The sequence below is a fragment of the Atribacter laminatus genome (assembly GCF_015775515.1).
Lineage (GTDB): Bacteria > Atribacterota > Atribacteria > Atribacterales > Atribacteraceae > Atribacter > Atribacter laminatus.
The window spans coordinates 2773277-2790030 of the sequence record NZ_CP065383.1 but is presented as its reverse complement, the minus strand read 5'-3'; the positions used below and the strand labels follow the sequence as shown (position 1 = coordinate 2790030).

The following is a 16754-nucleotide window of genomic DNA, read 5'->3' as shown; positions in this document are numbered from 1 at the left end:
TTAATTCATGACTAAATTCGGATCTACATTCATTTTTTCTAATGCTGCGATTAAGATTTGGCTGGCAATATCTGGATTTTCTTTTAAGAAAGACCGGGTATTTTCTCGCCCTTGCCCTAAGCGATTATCATTAAAAGAAAACCAACTTCCAGCTCGTTTTACCAGTCCGGTATTTTCTCCAAGAGTAAGAATTTCCCCTTCTTTAGATATCCCCTCTCCGTATATCAATTCGATTTCTACTTCTTTGAAGGGAGAAGCCACTTTATTTTTAACTACTTTAACTCGAGTTTTGGTTCCAACAATTTCATTATCAACAATGCGGATAAAGTCTCTTTTTCGGACATCAATACGTACACTGGCATAAAACTTCAATGCTCGCCCACCAGGTGTAGTTTCACTTGGCCCATAAATGTTTCCTATGGTTTCTCTTAATTGATTAACAAAGATTGCTACGGTTCTGGTTTTACTAATAAATCCAGTGAGTTTTCGTAATGCTTGGGACATGAGTCGGGCTTGGAGTCCAATTATTTGTTCTCCAATAGTTCCCTCCAGCTCAGCGCGTGGAACCAAGGCGGCTACCGAATCCAAAACCACCGTGTCCACTGCTCCACTCCGAACCAAAGTGTCAACGATATCCAAAGCTTCTTCGGCCGTACTCGGCTGAGAGATGAGGAGTTTGTCAACTTGAACTCCTATTTTCCCTGCATAGGTAGGATCGAGCGCGTGTTCGGCATCAATAAAAGCTGCTATTCCACCTTTTTTTTGGGCTTCGGCAATGATGTGGAGAGCAATAGTGGTTTTCCCTGAAGCTTCCGGTCCATATATTTCCACTACCCGACCGCGAGGGATACCACCCACTCCTAAAGCCATGTTGAGGAGAACCGAACCGGTTTTTATAATTTCGATATCGGTTGCCATGGTTTCTTGGTTTAACAGCATAATTGCGCCTTTACCATATTTTTTTTCAATCATATTGATGGCTTGTTTTACCATATCTTCTTTATCTGTCAATTATTTCACCTCTTTCAGCAGTATGGTTATCAAAGGGGAATACATGGCTCCCCGAGGCGTCAAAGTGCTTTGATAAAATGATACCTGTCTGATAGAAGTAGTATAACATTTTGGTTGGAACAATTGTTGAGGATGAATAGAAACCGGATTTTTAAGCCGAGCTAGAGTAAGATGAGGAGAAAAAGGACGGGTTAGATCGACTGCTATTCCTTGTTTTGCACAATTTTGGTTAAAAGTCTGTGTTGCCTGCTTCATTATTGTACTTGATTGATGATCAAAACCAAGCCAAATAACCCTTGCTCGATTCCATGAAGAAAATGCACCGATTTCTGCTAAGGTTGAAGGAAAACTTTCAACCTGTGTAAAGAGCTTTTGGATAATTGATTTTACCTGATTGACTTGAGAGGGTAATAATGCAGCAAAAAATTGGAGGGTGACATGGATCTGATCGGGTCGTACCCATCGAGCTTGGGGCAAATGAGCTTGATTTTTTTCAATTATTGAAGAAATAAAAGCTTTCGTTTCTGGTGAGAGATCAAAGGCGACAAAACAGCGAATTGGGTTATCGTTCATCATTTATACCCCTTTGGAGCTGAAAAAACAATTGGGTAAGTGCACTTTGTGTCGAGAGGATTTTGATTACTTCTCGGTCACCGGAAAAGAGATATTTCTGAACCTGATTGTGCTGAGAATAGGATATTCCTATGTAAACTAATCCAACCGGTTTTTGTTCTGAGCCGCCTGAAGGACCAGCAATGCCAGTGATTCCAATTCCAATATCGGCATGAGATTTTTCTCTTACTCCTTCAGCCAAAGCTCGAGCGACTTCTTCTGATACAGCTCCATGCTGAGTAATCAATGATGAAGGCACACCGATTGTATCAATTTTGGCTTGGTTACTATAGACTACATATCCACGATTAAAATAGGCTGAACTTCCGGGAATATTGGTTAAGCGATGGCTCAATAACCCCCCGCTACAAGATTCTGCAGTAGCAATGGTTAAGTGTTTTTCAATGAGAAGATTTCCACAAGCCTGTTCAAGAGTATCCCCCCACCGAGAAAAGAGATAGGGCTTCCATGCTTCCTTGATTTTTTTAAGGATGTTTTCAGCACTTTGAATAACCTGAGGATTTTTTTGATAAGAATAGAGGTAAAACCATACCTCTCCAAAATAGGGTAGATATGCCGATTGTAAGGTATCCGGTAGAGACATTAAAATAGGCTGGAGTTTGGTTTCAAATAGCGACTCCCCCACTCCACAAGCTTTTATCATCTCACTTCGATAAAACTGATTATCATTTGAGGGGAGATGGGTCTTAATGATCGGCCAAAAGTACTGGGTTTCTTTTGGTACTCCAGGTATGACATATATCTTTTTATCTTGAAAACTGATAATAAAGCCAGGAGCGGTTCCCAGGGGATTTTCTAAGAGAAGGGATCCTTCTGGGATAAAAGCCTGCTTTTTATTATTATCAGGTGGAAGAGTATGACGAATCTTTTGGTAAAATCGAATAATATTATCCCATTGTTCGGGTACGAAACATAACTTTTTTCCTATAAATTCAGCTAATATTTCTCGAGTCAGGTCATCTTGGGTCGGACCTAACCCACCAGTTATAAATATCGATTGAATTTCTTCATCCTTAAATAAAAATTGTAAAGTTTTGGTAATTGTCTCTTTATGATCGGGTACAAACAAAACCAACTTGGGGAAAAGGCCAACTGCTGTAAGGTTAAAAGCTAAAAAATGAGCGTTGAGATCTTTTACCAGCCCAGTTGTTATTTCGGTTCCAATGCAGAGAATTGCCGATTTCATGAATAAATTCCCTCCAGATCGTAGGCAGTACTCTTGCTGACAGTTACTCTTAAAATATCACCCGACCGTATGGTTTTTGAATTCTTATTGACTTTTACCTTGATATGACCATCGACATCAGGAGCGTCACCATAGGTACGACCCAAAAAGATTGATGGTTTTTTGGGGAGAGGACCTTGATCCAAAATTACCTCCAAGGTCTTTCCGACTAAAGATCGATGAAAATCATTAGCTATTTTTTTCTGTATTTTCATAATATTTTGGTAACGCGCTTGTTTAATCTCGTCTTCGACTTGATACGTCAATTGCGAAGCAGGCGTTCCGGATTGTGGAGAATAAATAAAACATCCTAATCGTTCAAATCGAAAGGATTTTATCACCGACACCATTTGATTAAAGATAGCATCAGTTTCTCCAGGAAATCCAACCATCATGGTGGTACGAAGAAATAAATCAGGTATTGTCTGGCGAAGGGTGTTTAAATTTTCTAAAGTTTTTTTTATGTTTGATGACCGGTTCATATTTTGCAGAATCAAAGGATGAACATGCTGTAAGGGGACGTCTAAATATTTACATATTTTCTCCGAAGCGGCTATGGTTTCAATTAACCGGTTATCGATGCTGTCCGGAGAAAGATAGAGAAGACGAATCCAGGTTCTATTAGGAAGAGAGTGATCCAAAGCATGAAGGAGGTTGGCAAGTTCTTTCTTACCTGACCAATCTAAACCAAAATGACCAATATCTTGGCCGATGAGGATGATTTCTTTTACGCCTTGATCAACCAATTGGAGAGCTTCTTTTTGAATAGAATTGATCTGACGACTTCTCTGTTTCCCACGAATGGATGGAATGACACAGTAACTACAGCGATGATTGCAACCCTCGGTAATTTTTACATAGGCATAATGAGATGGAGTTGAAAGAAGTCGTTCAGTTGATTCATCATAAAGATAGAGAGGCTTATTAATGAATACTTGGTTTGGAGCTTTTTGAGTGAGGATTTCATTAATAAAGGGAAAGTCGTTGACACCAATCCAAAAATCAACTTCAGGGTATTTTGAGGATAATTGCTTTCCATAACGCTGTGGATAACAACCCATAACTACAAGAGTCTTCCCAGGATTATCTCTTTTTATCTGAACGAGACGGTCGATCCAGAATTCAGTTTCTTGGATTGCTTCATCAATAAAGCAGCAGGTATTGATCACTATTAAGTCGGCCGCTTCTGGACTGGTTATCTTGGTGTATTCGGAAGAAAGAAGCTTTCCAATTACCACCTCGGAATCCACCAGGTTTTTATCGCACCCGAGTGAAACGAAGGAGAAACTCTTCATGGACGAAAGGTTCTTTCCGATCTTTGATCATTTTCGGCAAGGAAACCAGCTTCAGTTCCATTAAGAAGGACTCTCACCTTTGATCCATTTAAACAAGACATGATCAAAGGTGAATTACTAAGAAACCGGTATTCCTTTTGTGGGATCAAAATTCCTGAGAATACTTTTTGATTATCGTTGGTGGTAACTTGGAGCCAAGCGACGTCTTCGGTCTGTAAATTGACCCGTAATAGATATTCTGGAATTGGTGTTGGTGTGGACACCTGAACTAAGGCCGGTGTTAACTCCGGACTTGATTCTACTAAGGAAGGCGTTAACTCCGGTTGTTCAGTTACTTCAGTTATCAAGAAAGTGTCACCTGCGTCAACACGATTTTTCCTAAATTCAATAGATAAATAGAGTGAGGTTAAAATTGCTGCAGCAATAATCAGAAAAAGGAGAATTTTTTTAAAAAGATCTGCTTTTTCAGGAGTATAATCGCGATATTTACTTCGAGGAGAAGGTTCTTTTTTTGGGAGATTGGGGTAACTTTGCTGAAAAACACTCTTCAAAGTTTCCTGATCCAGGTTGAGTACCCTGCCATAGTTTTTAACATATCCAAAAGCATGAGAAAACCCGGGAAGACTTTCCCACCGTTCTTCTTCTATTGCCCTCAGATATCGTTTATGGATAAAGGTTTGCTGTTCAACATCATCTAAAGACAAGCCAAGTTTTTCCCGATTACTTTTTAAAAGATTTCCAATTCCCAGTATTTTTTCTTCGCTCATAAAATATCGTCCCCTCTGTTGACGATTACTTTTCTGGGTTTACTTCCTTCATAAGGACCAACTAAACCTTCACTCTCCATTCGTTCAATTAGACGGGCAGCACGATTAAAACCAATCCGCAGCCGTCTTTGTAAAAGAGAGGTTGAAGCTTTTCCATTTTCTATGACCACTGAGACCGCTTCTCGATAGAGCTCATCCTCATCGTCAGAAGTATCAGCAACCTCTTCTTTAAGAACAAAGTCCATTGCATAATTTATTTCCCCACCTTGGTTTAACCAATGTTCAACAATTTTTTTTGTTTCAGCGGTACTGACGTAAGCTCCTTGACCTCGTATGGATTTATTCACTCCCACTGGAGAGAATAGCATGTCTCCATTTCCTAAGAGCTTTTCTGCACCTGGACCATCAAGAATTGTTTTTGAGTCGGCTTGAGAAGACACAGCAAATGAAATTCTTGAAGGAAAATTCGCCTTAATAAGCCCGGTAATGACATCGACCGAAGGTCGCTGTGTCGCAACTACCAAATGGATGCCAACCGCCCGAGCCATTTGCGCTAAACGACAGATATAGGATTCGACATCGGAAGGAGCGGTCATCATTAAATCGGCTAATTCGTCGATAATGACAACCACATAGGGTAATCGTTCGTAATCTTCCACGGTTTTGTTATACTCTTCAATGTTTCGAGTGGAGAGATCGGAAAGCATTTTATACCGGGTATCCATCTCGCGACAGAGCCACTTTAAAAACTTGACCACCCATCTTACATCAGATATCACCGGTACGCAAAGGTGAGGAAGATCGGCATAAATTGACAACTCAACCCTTTTGGGATCAACCATTGCGATTCGAACTTGGTTGGGATCAGCTTTATAAAGAAGGCTGGCAAGAATTACATTAATGCAAACGCTTTTCCCCGAACCAGTTGCTCCCGCGATTAAAAGGTGAGGCATGTCGCGTAAATCACATATTAATGGTCTTCCAATGACGTCTTTCCCGACGACAATGGATAGAGGCGAGGTATCTTTTAAGAAGTTGGTGGTTTCTAATAGTTCTTTCATCGACACAATTTCTTTACTCTCGTTTGGAATTTCAATGCCAACCGCTGAACGTCCTGGTATGGGGGCTTCAATTCGAACTGCCGCAGCAGCAAAAGCCAAAGCTATATCATTTGATAGAGCAACGATCTTATTCACTTTTATTCCAGGAGCCGGCTGGAATTCATACCGGGTTATGGTCGGTCCAATTCGGACGTTGACTACCTTCCCTGGAACGTTAAATTCGAGAAAGGTTTGTTCCAGCTTTTTAATCCCTAGAGTGATTTCTTCTCGGGAAACTCGATCTCCCCGGTTGGGATATTCATTTAAAATGTTCATTGAGGGGAGGATCCATTCTTTCCCCTTCTTTTTTTTCGTTTTTGAAACTGTTCCTCCGGTTTTTTCTGGTACCGGAGGAATGTTAACAATTTGAGGGAGTGGCTCAGCTGGAGGCTCAATGTCCAATTCTTCCAACCTAAAGACGTCATCCTCAAGGTTTTTTGTTTCAGATAAAAGAGGCTCTTTAATTATTGTTTGCGATTCTAAGGTTGGAGTGGCTTTCGGTTGAATTTTCTTTTTAAAGAGACGAGATTTCTTCTCTTTTTGAAGAGGAAGAGTTTCCTCCTCTTCTGGGTAATGACTCTTTTTAGGCCGTGGAGAAAGAGTTAACCCCTTCTTGACGGTAGAAAAAAGAGCCCTTATCCAGCGTCCTTCACCAATGATGAAGGTACTAAAGAAAGAAAGACAAAGAAGAACGAGAAAGAGGCCAGACGATCCTAAATAATAAATGAGAGAAGAAAAAAGAGCTTTTCCAAACCAACCACCGAACTCACCGCTTTGCAAGGTGAAGTTATTTTGGTCGGCTTGCCATTGGCTAACAGTAAGAAAGATAATAAACCAAAGAGTAATCCCGGCGATTCGACTCCAGATTCGAAATCGACCGGGATGTTCAAAGGTATAGATTTCTATACTCAGGTAAAACAGATAAAATGGGAAAATATAGGCACCGATACCGAACACATAAAGTAAAAAATTTTTAATATATTCACCAAGGATGCCTACATCGTAGGATAGCAGAGCAAGTAAAGCATATGCTCCAAAAATGACTAAAAAAGTGTCAATGAGTATCTTGTTTTTTTTTGAAAGCATAACTAGTTACTCAATCTTTCTATTCTTTATTTCTTTTTGAGTGAAAATGAGGTTTTTCTCTGGAGCGCTGGGTATCTTTTGAGGGAGCGGGAGAGTCAGATAGCGTATCTTTATGGCTGAGAGACACCTTCCCAAAAGAGTCGATACCGATAACTTTGACTAAGATATCTTCACCAGTTTTAACCACGTCTTCGGTTTTTCGAACCCGTTCCCGAGCTAATTGAGATATGTGAACGAGCCCTTCCCTTCCTGGAAAAATTTCAACGAAGGCTCCAAAATCAGTGGTTTTTGTCACTCGTCCCAAATAGGTTTTTCCAATTTCGACTTCTTGAGTAATGTTTTTAATCATTTCAACTGCTTTAACTTTCCCCTCTTCGTTACGGGAGAAAATGATAATCTTTCCGTCATCTTGAATATCGATAATCGCTCCAGTTTCATCGACAATCTTTTTAATAATTTTCCCGCCCGGTCCGATAACGGAGCCGATTCGGTCTGGATTAATTTCGATGATACCGATTTTCGGGGCATAAGGAGAAAGGATTTCACGCGGTGCATGAATAGCTTGATCCATAATTTCCAGAATATGATACCGTCCAGATTTGGCTTCTTCAAGTGCTTGACTTAAAAGATCCCAGCTCAGCCCCCGGTTTTTTACATCGAGTTGAATGGCAGTGATTCCTTGTCGGCTACCGGCCACCTTAAAATCCATCTCACCATAATGATCTTCAGAACCAAGAATATCTTTCAATAAAATGTTGTTTTCTTGGTTTCTCATTAAACCTATCGACAGACCAGCACAAGCTGATCGAATCGGAACACCAGCATCCATCAAAGAAAGACTTCCTCCGCAAACGGTCGCCATCGACGATGAGCCATTCGATTCGAGAATTTCAGAGACGATCCGTATTGCATAAGGAAACTCCGATTCAGGTGGAATAAAATATTCCAGTGCTCTTTCAGCCAAAGCGCCATGTCCGATTTCCCGGCGTCCTGGACCTCTCATCGGTTTCACTTCACCAGTACTAAAGGGTGGAAAGTTGTAATGGAGCATAAAACGCCGAGCTTCTTCATCCTGTAGGCCATCAACTTTCTGGCCTTCACTGGTGGCTCCTAAAGTAGTAATGGCCATAGCTTGGGTTTGTCCTCGGGTAAAAAGAGCCGATCCGTGGGTTCGGGGTAGAATCCCAACTTCACACTCAATCGGTCGAATTTCATTTGGACGTCTACCATCCTGTCTTAATCCACTTTTAAAGAGAAGGTCCTGGATGCTCTCTTTTACAATTTTTTCCCAAAGCAATGAAAACCCTTGGAGATTCTCAAAAGTTTGAGTGGCTTCTTCAAGTGCTTGTTTATAAAGTAGATTGATAGTTTTTTGACGTTCAGATTTATCAAAAGCGGCAATTTTATCGGCAATTTTTATTAGATAATTGTTTCGGATCCAATCTTCGATTTCGGCAAAATAGGCGGGAACTTCGAATTCTTTTTTCGGTTTTCCCCATTGAGATACGATTGCTTTCTGGGTTTGAATGGTTTTGAGAATAAATTTGTAACCTATTTTCAAAGCTTGAGTGACGTCTGCTTCCGAAACCTCTTTCGCTCCAGCTTCGATCATGGTAATTCCTTCTTCCGAACCAGCAATCACCATATCCAAACGGCTGGAAATAAGTTGCTCCAAGCTGGGATTAATAATAAAATTATCTTGATCCAGCAAGCCGATCCGACAAGCGCCGATTGGCCCTTCAAAGGGTATTTCTGAAATTCCCAAAGCCAAGGAAGCACCTAACAAACCAAGTACTTCCGGAGTATTTTTTTCATCTACCGAAAGGACAGTTGTAACAACTTGAATATCATTTCGATAAAATTCAGGAAAAAGTGGTCGAATCGATCGATCAATCAAACGTCCATTCAGAATGGCATCGCTTCTTGGCCTTCCTTCCCTTTTTATAAATCCACCTGGAATTTTTCCAGCAGCATAGAAACGTTCTTCATAATCGACCAAAAGGGGGGTAAAGTCAATATCTTCCCGTGGTTCTTCAGATGCAGTTGCGGTTACTAAAACTTCCGTATCTCCGTATCGAACCATAACCGCTCCACCAGCCTGTTTGGCGACCTTTCCTGTTTCAATAATACAATTGTTTTCACCAAACTCAATTTCAGTTCTGTTTATTTTCAACACCTTCCTCTTACTTTCGTAACGATAGTTTTTCTAAAATCGAATAATAACGGTCAACATGGTACTTTTTTAGATAATTCAACAGTCTTCGACGTTGACCGACCATCATAAAAAGACCTCGACGAGAATGAAAGTCTTTGGTATGGATTTTTAAGTGCTCGGTAAGTTCACGAATTCTTTCAGTCAGCAAAGCAATTTGAACTTCCGGAGAACCAGTGTCTCCATCGTGATTTTTAAATTGTTCTATGAGCTCATTTTTCTTTTCTTTTGTAAGGGCCAATTGATATTACACCTCCGATTTCTATACATTCGACATTTAGTTTATCATACCCTGAGTATGCTGTAAATACGCGTTAAAAGCGGCTTGATCTATGGTTATTTGTTCTTTAAGAGCCTCAATAGTTAAAAAATGCTTTTCTAAACGCCAAAAATGCTGAAGTTGTACCGTAATCCTTTCTTGGTAAAGGGATTGGCAAATTTGATGGCTAATGTGAACTTCAACAACCCTTCTTTGATTTTGACTGACGGTTGGTTTGGTTCCAATATAAATCAAAGCCGGATATTCTCCCTTTTTCCAATTCATGAAGCCGAAGTAAACACCATGTGGGGGCATTATTTTCGAAGAAACCGGAAGCAAATTGGCAGTCGGAAAACCAATTTGACTTCCAATTTGTTTTCCTTTTACAATTCGACCCCGAATGGAAAAAGGATATCCTAAAACCTTATTTACTTTTTTAATATCGCCCTTTTCAATAAGTTGGCGGACCATGGTGCTGGATAGCACATCTCCGTCAAGAGATATCGATGGAATAATGGCAGTTTCAACCCCCCTTTTTTTAAAAAAATTTTGGAGAAATATTTGATCTCCTTGGGTTCTATATCCAAATCGAAAATTTTCGCCGGTTATCACAGCTATTGGTCTAAACCACTGATTGATTCGATCGAGAAAACTTTCAGAAGATGTATGACGAAGCTGTCGGTTAAACCGGAGAAAATAAACTTCACACCCTGGGTAGAAACTTTGAAAACATTGGTATTTCTCGGCGTAGGTGGTTATATATTTTATAGTATGGTTATGTCCAATGGAATTTCGTGGATGGGGATAAAAAGTTATAATTCGTAATGGTTTCTCTTTTTCTGCGGCAATGGTAGCAGCCCGGTTTAAAACGGCTTGATGACCTAAATGAATACCATCAAAAAAGCCAAGTGCAACGACAGATTCAAGGTAATCTTTCGGATAACTTTTAGATAACATATCGACTCCTTTCTTCGACGATAATTTCGGGATGAAGAAGCCGTTTTTCTTGATTGATACGAGCCATACCTAAAAAAAGATTTTGTGAATATATTTTTACCCATGGATTCGTTTCCAATGATAGAGAATCAGGCCAATTGATTGAACTCCCCTGAAGGAGTCTTAATCCTTCCTCTTTTGGAACAGAGATCGATGGTATCCAGTATAAAGCTTGATCTACAGGAATCGACTTTTGGATCAGCATATCCGGTTGAAGAGAGACATCAGAAACCACCAAACTATCAGACCAGGAGAAATTACCAATGTTTTCCCGACGTAAACTATACACATATCCACCTATACCCAGCTCCTCTCCAATTTCATGGGCAATGCTTCGAATATAGGTACCTGACGAACAAGATATTAGCATTTCTGCTTCAGGAAATGAACCAGGTTGCAGATTGGTGATTTGAAGCTGGTAAATAGTAATCTCCTTTTTTAATTCGGGAATTGATTTACCCTGGCGAGCATACTTATATAACCGATGACCTTGATATTTGGTTGCCGAAAAAGAAGGAATGATTTGCTGTCTCGTTCCTTGAAAAGGAATAATCGTTTTTTCAATAATATCAGTGGCAAGCGGTTGAAGGGAGAAATTTTTAATCTGTCCGAGGACATCAAAGGAATCGGTAGAGATACCAAAACGCATCCAAGCCCGATAGGATTTTGGGAGTTCTTGGAAAAAAGGAGTAAAACGAGTTGCTTTCCCCCAACAAACTAGAAGAAGTCCTCGGGCAAAAGGGTCTAGTGTTCCGGCATGGCCGACTTTTACTCCAAGTACCTTACGGATGGTTTCTACCACCCGGTGGGAAACGACTCCCACCGGTTTATATACAAGGATTATTCCACCAATCATGTTTTTATACAGATACAGAATGGGGCGTACCCGATTGTGAGGAAAGGTACCCCTGAATATGTTCTTTCAGATTTTGGTATACAGTTTTAAAATCTCCTTGAATTTTAAAACCGGCTGCTTTTAAATGCCCTCCTCCACCAAAAGCATGGGCAATAGGAAGAATGTTGGTTTCGTCTTGGGAACGGAGGCTAACTTTAAAAGTTTGATTGTCAACTTCCCGAATAAATACTGATATGAGAGACCCAGGAACATAGAGTCCATAATCGACAATTCCTTCAGTATCTTCTTCCGAGGCCCCGCAAAGTTCAAAATCACTTCGGAGAAGATAGGTCATTCCAAAGTGAAACTGATAATCGTAAACAAAATGATTCAAGGCTATCCCTAATAATTTCAATGCTGAATATCGCCGACTTTTAAAGGCATAACGTGTAATCGTTGCGACCGAAGCCCCATGATTGATGAGATCTTCTAAAATGCCAAGAAGCTGCTGATTTAATTCTACATACTGAAATCCACCGGTATCGGTAATTAGTCCAGTGAGAATTGACATGGAAAGTGATGCATCCAACTTCACTTTATTTTTTTTAGCTAATTGGTAGATAAGAATAGTTGTTGACGGGCAGTGAGGATCAATATAGTTAATGGTTCCATAAGAGGAATTATCAGGATGATGATCAATGTTAACGACCAAGGAACACTTTTCTCGAATATCATTCAGTTGGCCCAGTCGCTGAGGATTTGAGCAGTCAACAGCAAAAAAGACGGTATCTTCAGAGATTTCTTTCAGCTTCGGGTGAGCAAGGGGATAGATGTCCTTTAAGTTTGGTAAAAAATGATAGAAATAAGGAATTGTATTATCATAAACCATTATTGGATTCAATTTTTTTTGAATGAGAAATAAATACAGTGATATCATCGACCCCAAACCATCACCATCGATATTCTGATGAGAGGCGATGATGATGGGATTTTTCTGAGGTAGTGTTTGAAACAAATGTTGTATTTCCATCTTTAACTCCCGTTTTTTCTTCCTATTTGATTTATGAGGTCTATAACCTGATAAGCTTTTTCCAAGCTGGTATCGTATATAAATTCAATTTCTGGCATGTAGCGTATCCGAATATTTTGACTGATATGACTTCGAATAAATCGACTTGCTTTTAACAAAGCCTGAAAACTTTCTTCAACTTCATTTTTATTCCCAGGGAAGGTGACGAAAATTCTAGCTATTTTTAAATCTGGAGTAATATTGACATGGGTAATAGTCATTCTCTTTATACGTGGATCTGCCGCATCGGACAAAACCATAGTGGCAATTTCTCTTTTAATGAGTTCAGCCAAACGTTGGGATCGATAACTCTTCATTTCCAGACCCCCTTTCAACAGTTGTCAATTTTGAATGGTCAATAGATTTGGATATTAAATTGAATTATTTCATATCGACCGTCATCTTCCATGAAACGACCAATCTGATCGATCATATGTTTTACCGTCATTTCGTCTTCGCCGACGCAGGCAAAACCAATAAGGCCTTGATTCCAGGCAATGTCAGGATTTATTTCTATAACCGAGAGATTAAAACGGTTTTTCAGTCGTTGTTTGATAGAATTCATAATTCTTCTTTTATCTTTTAACGAAAAGCTTTCAGGAATAGAAAGCAATACCTGACCGGCTCCGATTCTCATTATTCTTCTCGTATGATATAGGCTTCTAAAATGTCTCCCTCTTCAAAATCTTCGAAGCGATCAAGCCCAATTCCGCATTCATATCCCATAGAGACCTCTTTGACGTCTTCTTTAAACCTTTTTAAGGAGACAATTTTTGCTGATTCTTCAAGTATTTCACCCTTGCGAATTACTCGTACAAAAGCATTTCTTTCTATTTTTCCCGAGGTGACATAGGAACCGGATATCACTCCAGTTTTTGGTATTTTAAAAACTGCTCTTACTTCAGCTTTTCCGATGCTTTCTTGATATTGCTTAGGCGTTGCCATTCCTTTAATAGCATTTTGTAAATCGTCAATGACGTCATAAATAATTCGATAAAGACGGACGTCTACTCCTTCTCTTTTGGCATTTTTTGATACCTCAGAGGGAAGCTTAACATCAAAACCAATAACGATTCCATTTGAAGCTGCGGCTAAAACGACATCGGCTTCGTTGATATTGCCAACTCCCTTGGAAAGGACCTTAATACTTACTTCTTCGCTTCCAATTTGGGAAAGAACTTTTTCGATAGCGTCAAGAGATCCTTGAAAATCAGCCTTAAGGATAATATTCAACTCTCGCTTTTTCCCCTCTTCTGGTGAAAGAAGTTCTTCGAGAGAAGTAATCTGAGCACTTGATCCTTTTAAAGATTTTTCCCGCTCCTTCAGTTGTTTTTGGTTCGCTATAAGGCGAGCAATTTTTTCATCTTCTATTACCATATATTGAGTTCCAGCTGGGGGTAATTCAGAAAAGCCAACAATTTCTACTGGCATAGAAGGAATTGCTTCTTTAACTTTTTTCCCATTTACCGAGAAGAGGGAACGAACTTTTCCCCAGGTGGCACCGGCAACAAAAAAGTCACCAATCTTTAGGGTTCCTTCTTTTACTATAACCGTAGCAACCGGTCCCTTCCCTCGATCTAATCGGGATTCAATAATCGTTCCAGTGGCGTAACCTTGATGACGAGCTTTTAATTCCAGTAACTCTGCTTGGAGCAAGATCATTTCTAAAAGGTCGTTAATCCCTTTTTTCTGTAGAGCTGATATATTCACGAAAATTGTATCTCCTCCCCATTCTTCTGGAACTAGTCCATAATCAGAGAGTTGTTGCTTAATTCGGTCGGGATTTGCACCGGATTTATCGATCTTGTTAATGGCAACAATAATAGATACATCGGCAGCTTTAGCATGTTGGAGAGCTTCAATAGTTTGAGGCATTACACCATCATCAGCGGCTACTACCAAAATAGCGATATCAGTGACTTGAGCTCCCCGAGCTCTCATTGCGGTAAAAGCTTCATGGCCAGGTGTATCAACAAAAGTAATCTTTTTATTGCTCACTTCGATTTGATAGGCTCCGATTTTTTGTGTTATTCCACCATATTCTGATTGGGCAACTTTTGAACGGCGAATAGCATCTAATAAAGTGGTTTTCCCGTGATCGACATGACCTAAAACGGTCACAATTGGAGGACGAATACCTAAGCCACCTTGAAGAGCTTCAATGGTTTTTTCCCGTAAACTATCTTCCCAGATGATTTCCCAATTTTTCTCACGGGCTAAACGTTCAACCACGAGTGGTGGAAGAGGTTTTTTTGAATCAAAAATCACATTCCAATCAGCTAATTTAATAACAATATCTTCCCAATGCATGTCGAGTAGTCGCGCGATATCTTTCAAATGAGGTGACTCTTTAAGCTGAATGGTTCGCTCTTTTCTTTTCCGGTTTTTTTCTTCTTCTTTTTTCCGATACTCCCTTTCTTCCTGTAAAAGCTCAATATACTCTTCATCAATACTACTCATATGGTTTTTTACATCAGATCCCAAAGCTTTTAATATATCCATCACTTCATGAGTTGGCATACCAAGTTGTTCTGCTACTTTATATATTCTAATTTTTGCCATGCTTAACCTCCTTTGGCAAGGATTCAATTAGATTTTGAATTGCCCTCTGAAGAGCTGTAACCTCTTCCTGAACCACCTCAGTCTTAAGGGCAAAAGAAAGGAGTTGCCTATTTATACGGGCATTGCACTCAGCATTAGGACATATATAGGCTCCTCTTCCGGGCTTTTTTCCAGTTAAATCGATATCTATCTCACCAGTCGGTGATGCAACGATCCGAATCAATGATTTTTTCTCCTTCCGAAGGCGACAAGAAAGGCAAAGCCGTAAAGGTATTTTCTTCTTTTTCATGATTGACCAGGCGCCTCTCTAATTTCTCGATCGCTTTTTATATCAATTCTCCACCCGGTTAAACGAGCAGAAAGTCTGGCATTCTGCCCTTCTTTTCCAATGGCGAGTGACAGTTGATCATCAGGTACATACACCAGTGCCGTATTGGAGCCAGGATCAAGTTCGACCAAGGTAACATGAGCTGGACTCAAAGCGTCTGAAATAAATACTTTTGGATCGTTACTCCAACGAATAATATCAATTTTTTCTCCTCGGAGTTCATCAGTTATATGTTTGACTCTCGATCCTTTATTTCCTATGCAAGAACCAACCGGATCAACTTTGGCATCTCGGCTTTCGACTGCAATTTTCGTTCGTGCTCCTGGTTCTCTTGCTATGGCTTTGATGGTGACAAAACCTTCTTGTACTTCAGGAACTTCCAATTCAAATAACCGTTTTACCAAGCCTGGGTGAGATCGAGATAGAACAATACGGGGGCCTCGGCTGGTTTTTTTAACTTCAATTATATAAAATTTCATCCGTGCCCCAATTCGGTAATTCTCCGATGATATTTGTTCATTGGAGGGAAGAAGAGATTCAATTTTTTCCAGATCGACAATGATATTTTTTCCTTCTTTACGATTAATGACACCAGTTACGATATCCTCGGTTCTTTCTAAAAATTCATCATATACCAAGCTTCTCTCAGCTTCTCGAATGCGCTGCATAATTACCTGTTTGGCAGTTTGGGCAGCAATTCTCCCAAAATCTTTAGGGGTAATCTCAACTTGGACTATTTCTCCTGATTCAAGGCGGTTGGTGCCTTGACCGGATAGAACTTCATATTCGTCGATATCGAGCGTTTCTCCAGTTTCAGGATTGATTACTTTATGGGTATAAACTTTGACTTCCCCAGTATTTGAATCAAGAATAACTTCCACTGCTTTGTGGGGGCCCTTAAAATTTTTTTTGTAGGCAGACAGAAGAGCTGCTTCAATAGCTTGTTTAAGGGTCTCGCGCGGAATCCCCTTTGCTCTTTCAATTTGTTCGATAGCAAAAAAAATATCTTTATTCATAATAAACCCCCAGCATGCTATTCCTTTCTTATTCGATAATAAGATATTGTCTTTCATACAAACAAGAAAGAGTGGGCAGGAAACCCACTCTTTCTTGTTTGTATTCCTTCATTCTCCTGCAAAAAACAGGATCAGTCTTCGACGTAAAGTTCAAAAAAACCAACCACTCACAGAACACCACCCCTATTGGATTACCATTGAGCAACTGGGTGTTCTATCTCTACTATTTTATACTAACTTGGCTTTGGTTGCAAATTTATCCTCTATAAATATATGAATGTAGCCATTATAAATCAGGAATTTAATAGAGTGACGAGAAGATAAGATAAATACAAGGGATTAAGAAAAATATATCCATCC

The 16754-nt window shown here is 39.8% G+C and carries 16 protein-coding genes; all 16 read right to left on the bottom strand.

Annotated elements, in window-relative coordinates:
- From recA to nusA, 16 genes are read right to left on the bottom strand one after another with little or no spacing between them, the layout of a single operon-like run.
- Positions 1-1011 (bottom strand): recombinase RecA, encoded by a 1011-nt coding sequence (gene recA, locus RT761_RS12475; protein WP_218111748.1) that lies wholly within the window; start codon positions 1009-1011, stop codon positions 1-3.
- Entirely contained in the window at positions 1012-1587 is a 576-nt protein-coding gene (gene thpR, locus RT761_RS12470; RefSeq protein WP_218111747.1) for an RNA 2',3'-cyclic phosphodiesterase, read from the bottom strand.
- The gene (locus tag RT761_RS12465) at positions 1574-2830 is read right to left on the bottom strand and encodes a CinA family nicotinamide mononucleotide deamidase-related protein (RefSeq protein ID WP_218111746.1); all 1257 of its coding nucleotides are present in this window, start codon (positions 2828-2830) and stop codon (positions 1574-1576) included. Before RT761_RS12465 ends, thpR begins: the two co-directional genes overlap by 14 nt.
- A complete protein-coding gene (gene rimO, locus RT761_RS12460) occupies positions 2827-4164 on the bottom strand; it encodes a 30S ribosomal protein S12 methylthiotransferase RimO (protein WP_281387985.1) in 1338 nt (445 codons plus the stop codon). The genes RT761_RS12465 and rimO overlap by 4 nt, the downstream gene beginning before the upstream one ends.
- On the bottom strand, positions 4161-4931 hold the full coding sequence (locus tag RT761_RS12455) for a helix-turn-helix domain-containing protein (protein WP_218111744.1): 771 nt from the start codon (positions 4929-4931) through the stop codon (positions 4161-4163). Before RT761_RS12455 ends, rimO begins: the two co-directional genes overlap by 4 nt.
- Positions 4928-7117: an FtsK/SpoIIIE family DNA translocase gene (locus RT761_RS12450; protein WP_218111743.1), complete on the bottom strand. Its 2190-nt coding sequence runs from the start codon at positions 7115-7117 to the stop codon at positions 4928-4930. The genes RT761_RS12455 and RT761_RS12450 overlap by 4 nt, the downstream gene beginning before the upstream one ends.
- A 19-nt stretch (positions 7118-7136) precedes the next feature.
- Entirely contained in the window at positions 7137-9284 is a 2148-nt protein-coding gene (locus RT761_RS12445) for a polyribonucleotide nucleotidyltransferase (RefSeq protein WP_343073791.1), read from the bottom strand.
- Positions 9285-9300: 16 nt separating this feature from the next.
- The gene (rpsO, locus tag RT761_RS12440; RefSeq protein ID WP_218111741.1) at positions 9301-9570 is read right to left on the bottom strand and encodes a 30S ribosomal protein S15; all 270 of its coding nucleotides are present in this window, start codon (positions 9568-9570) and stop codon (positions 9301-9303) included.
- A gap of 36 nt (positions 9571-9606) precedes the next feature.
- Positions 9607-10545 carry a riboflavin biosynthesis protein RibF gene (gene ribF, locus RT761_RS12435; RefSeq protein WP_218111740.1) on the bottom strand — a complete coding sequence of 313 codons (939 nt, stop codon included), beginning with the start codon at positions 10543-10545 and terminating at the stop codon, positions 9607-9609.
- Entirely contained in the window at positions 10535-11440 is a 906-nt protein-coding gene (gene truB, locus RT761_RS12430) for a tRNA pseudouridine(55) synthase TruB (RefSeq protein WP_218111739.1), read from the bottom strand. The genes ribF and truB overlap by 11 nt, the downstream gene beginning before the upstream one ends.
- A gap of 4 nt (positions 11441-11444) precedes the next feature.
- Positions 11445-12449, bottom strand: a complete 1005-nt coding sequence (locus RT761_RS12425; protein ID WP_218111738.1) for a DHH family phosphoesterase — start codon at positions 12447-12449, stop codon at positions 11445-11447.
- 2 nt (positions 12450-12451) lie between these two features.
- The gene (rbfA, locus tag RT761_RS12420; protein WP_218111737.1) at positions 12452-12805 is read right to left on the bottom strand and encodes a 30S ribosome-binding factor RbfA; all 354 of its coding nucleotides are present in this window, start codon (positions 12803-12805) and stop codon (positions 12452-12454) included.
- Between the two features lie 38 nt (positions 12806-12843).
- The gene (locus RT761_RS12415) at positions 12844-13125 is read right to left on the bottom strand and encodes a DUF503 domain-containing protein (protein WP_218111736.1); all 282 of its coding nucleotides are present in this window, start codon (positions 13123-13125) and stop codon (positions 12844-12846) included.
- Positions 13125-15050 carry a translation initiation factor IF-2 gene (gene infB / locus RT761_RS12410; RefSeq protein ID WP_218111735.1) on the bottom strand — a complete coding sequence of 642 codons (1926 nt, stop codon included), beginning with the start codon at positions 15048-15050 and terminating at the stop codon, positions 13125-13127. Before infB ends, RT761_RS12415 begins: the two co-directional genes overlap by 1 nt.
- Positions 15037-15339: an RNase P modulator RnpM gene (gene rnpM, locus RT761_RS12405; protein ID WP_218111734.1), complete on the bottom strand. Its 303-nt coding sequence runs from the start codon at positions 15337-15339 to the stop codon at positions 15037-15039. The genes infB and rnpM overlap by 14 nt, the downstream gene beginning before the upstream one ends.
- On the bottom strand, positions 15336-16394 hold the full coding sequence (gene nusA / locus RT761_RS12400; RefSeq protein ID WP_218111733.1) for a transcription termination factor NusA: 1059 nt from the start codon (positions 16392-16394) through the stop codon (positions 15336-15338). The genes rnpM and nusA overlap by 4 nt, the downstream gene beginning before the upstream one ends.
- Between the last annotated feature and the right edge of the window lie 360 nt (positions 16395-16754).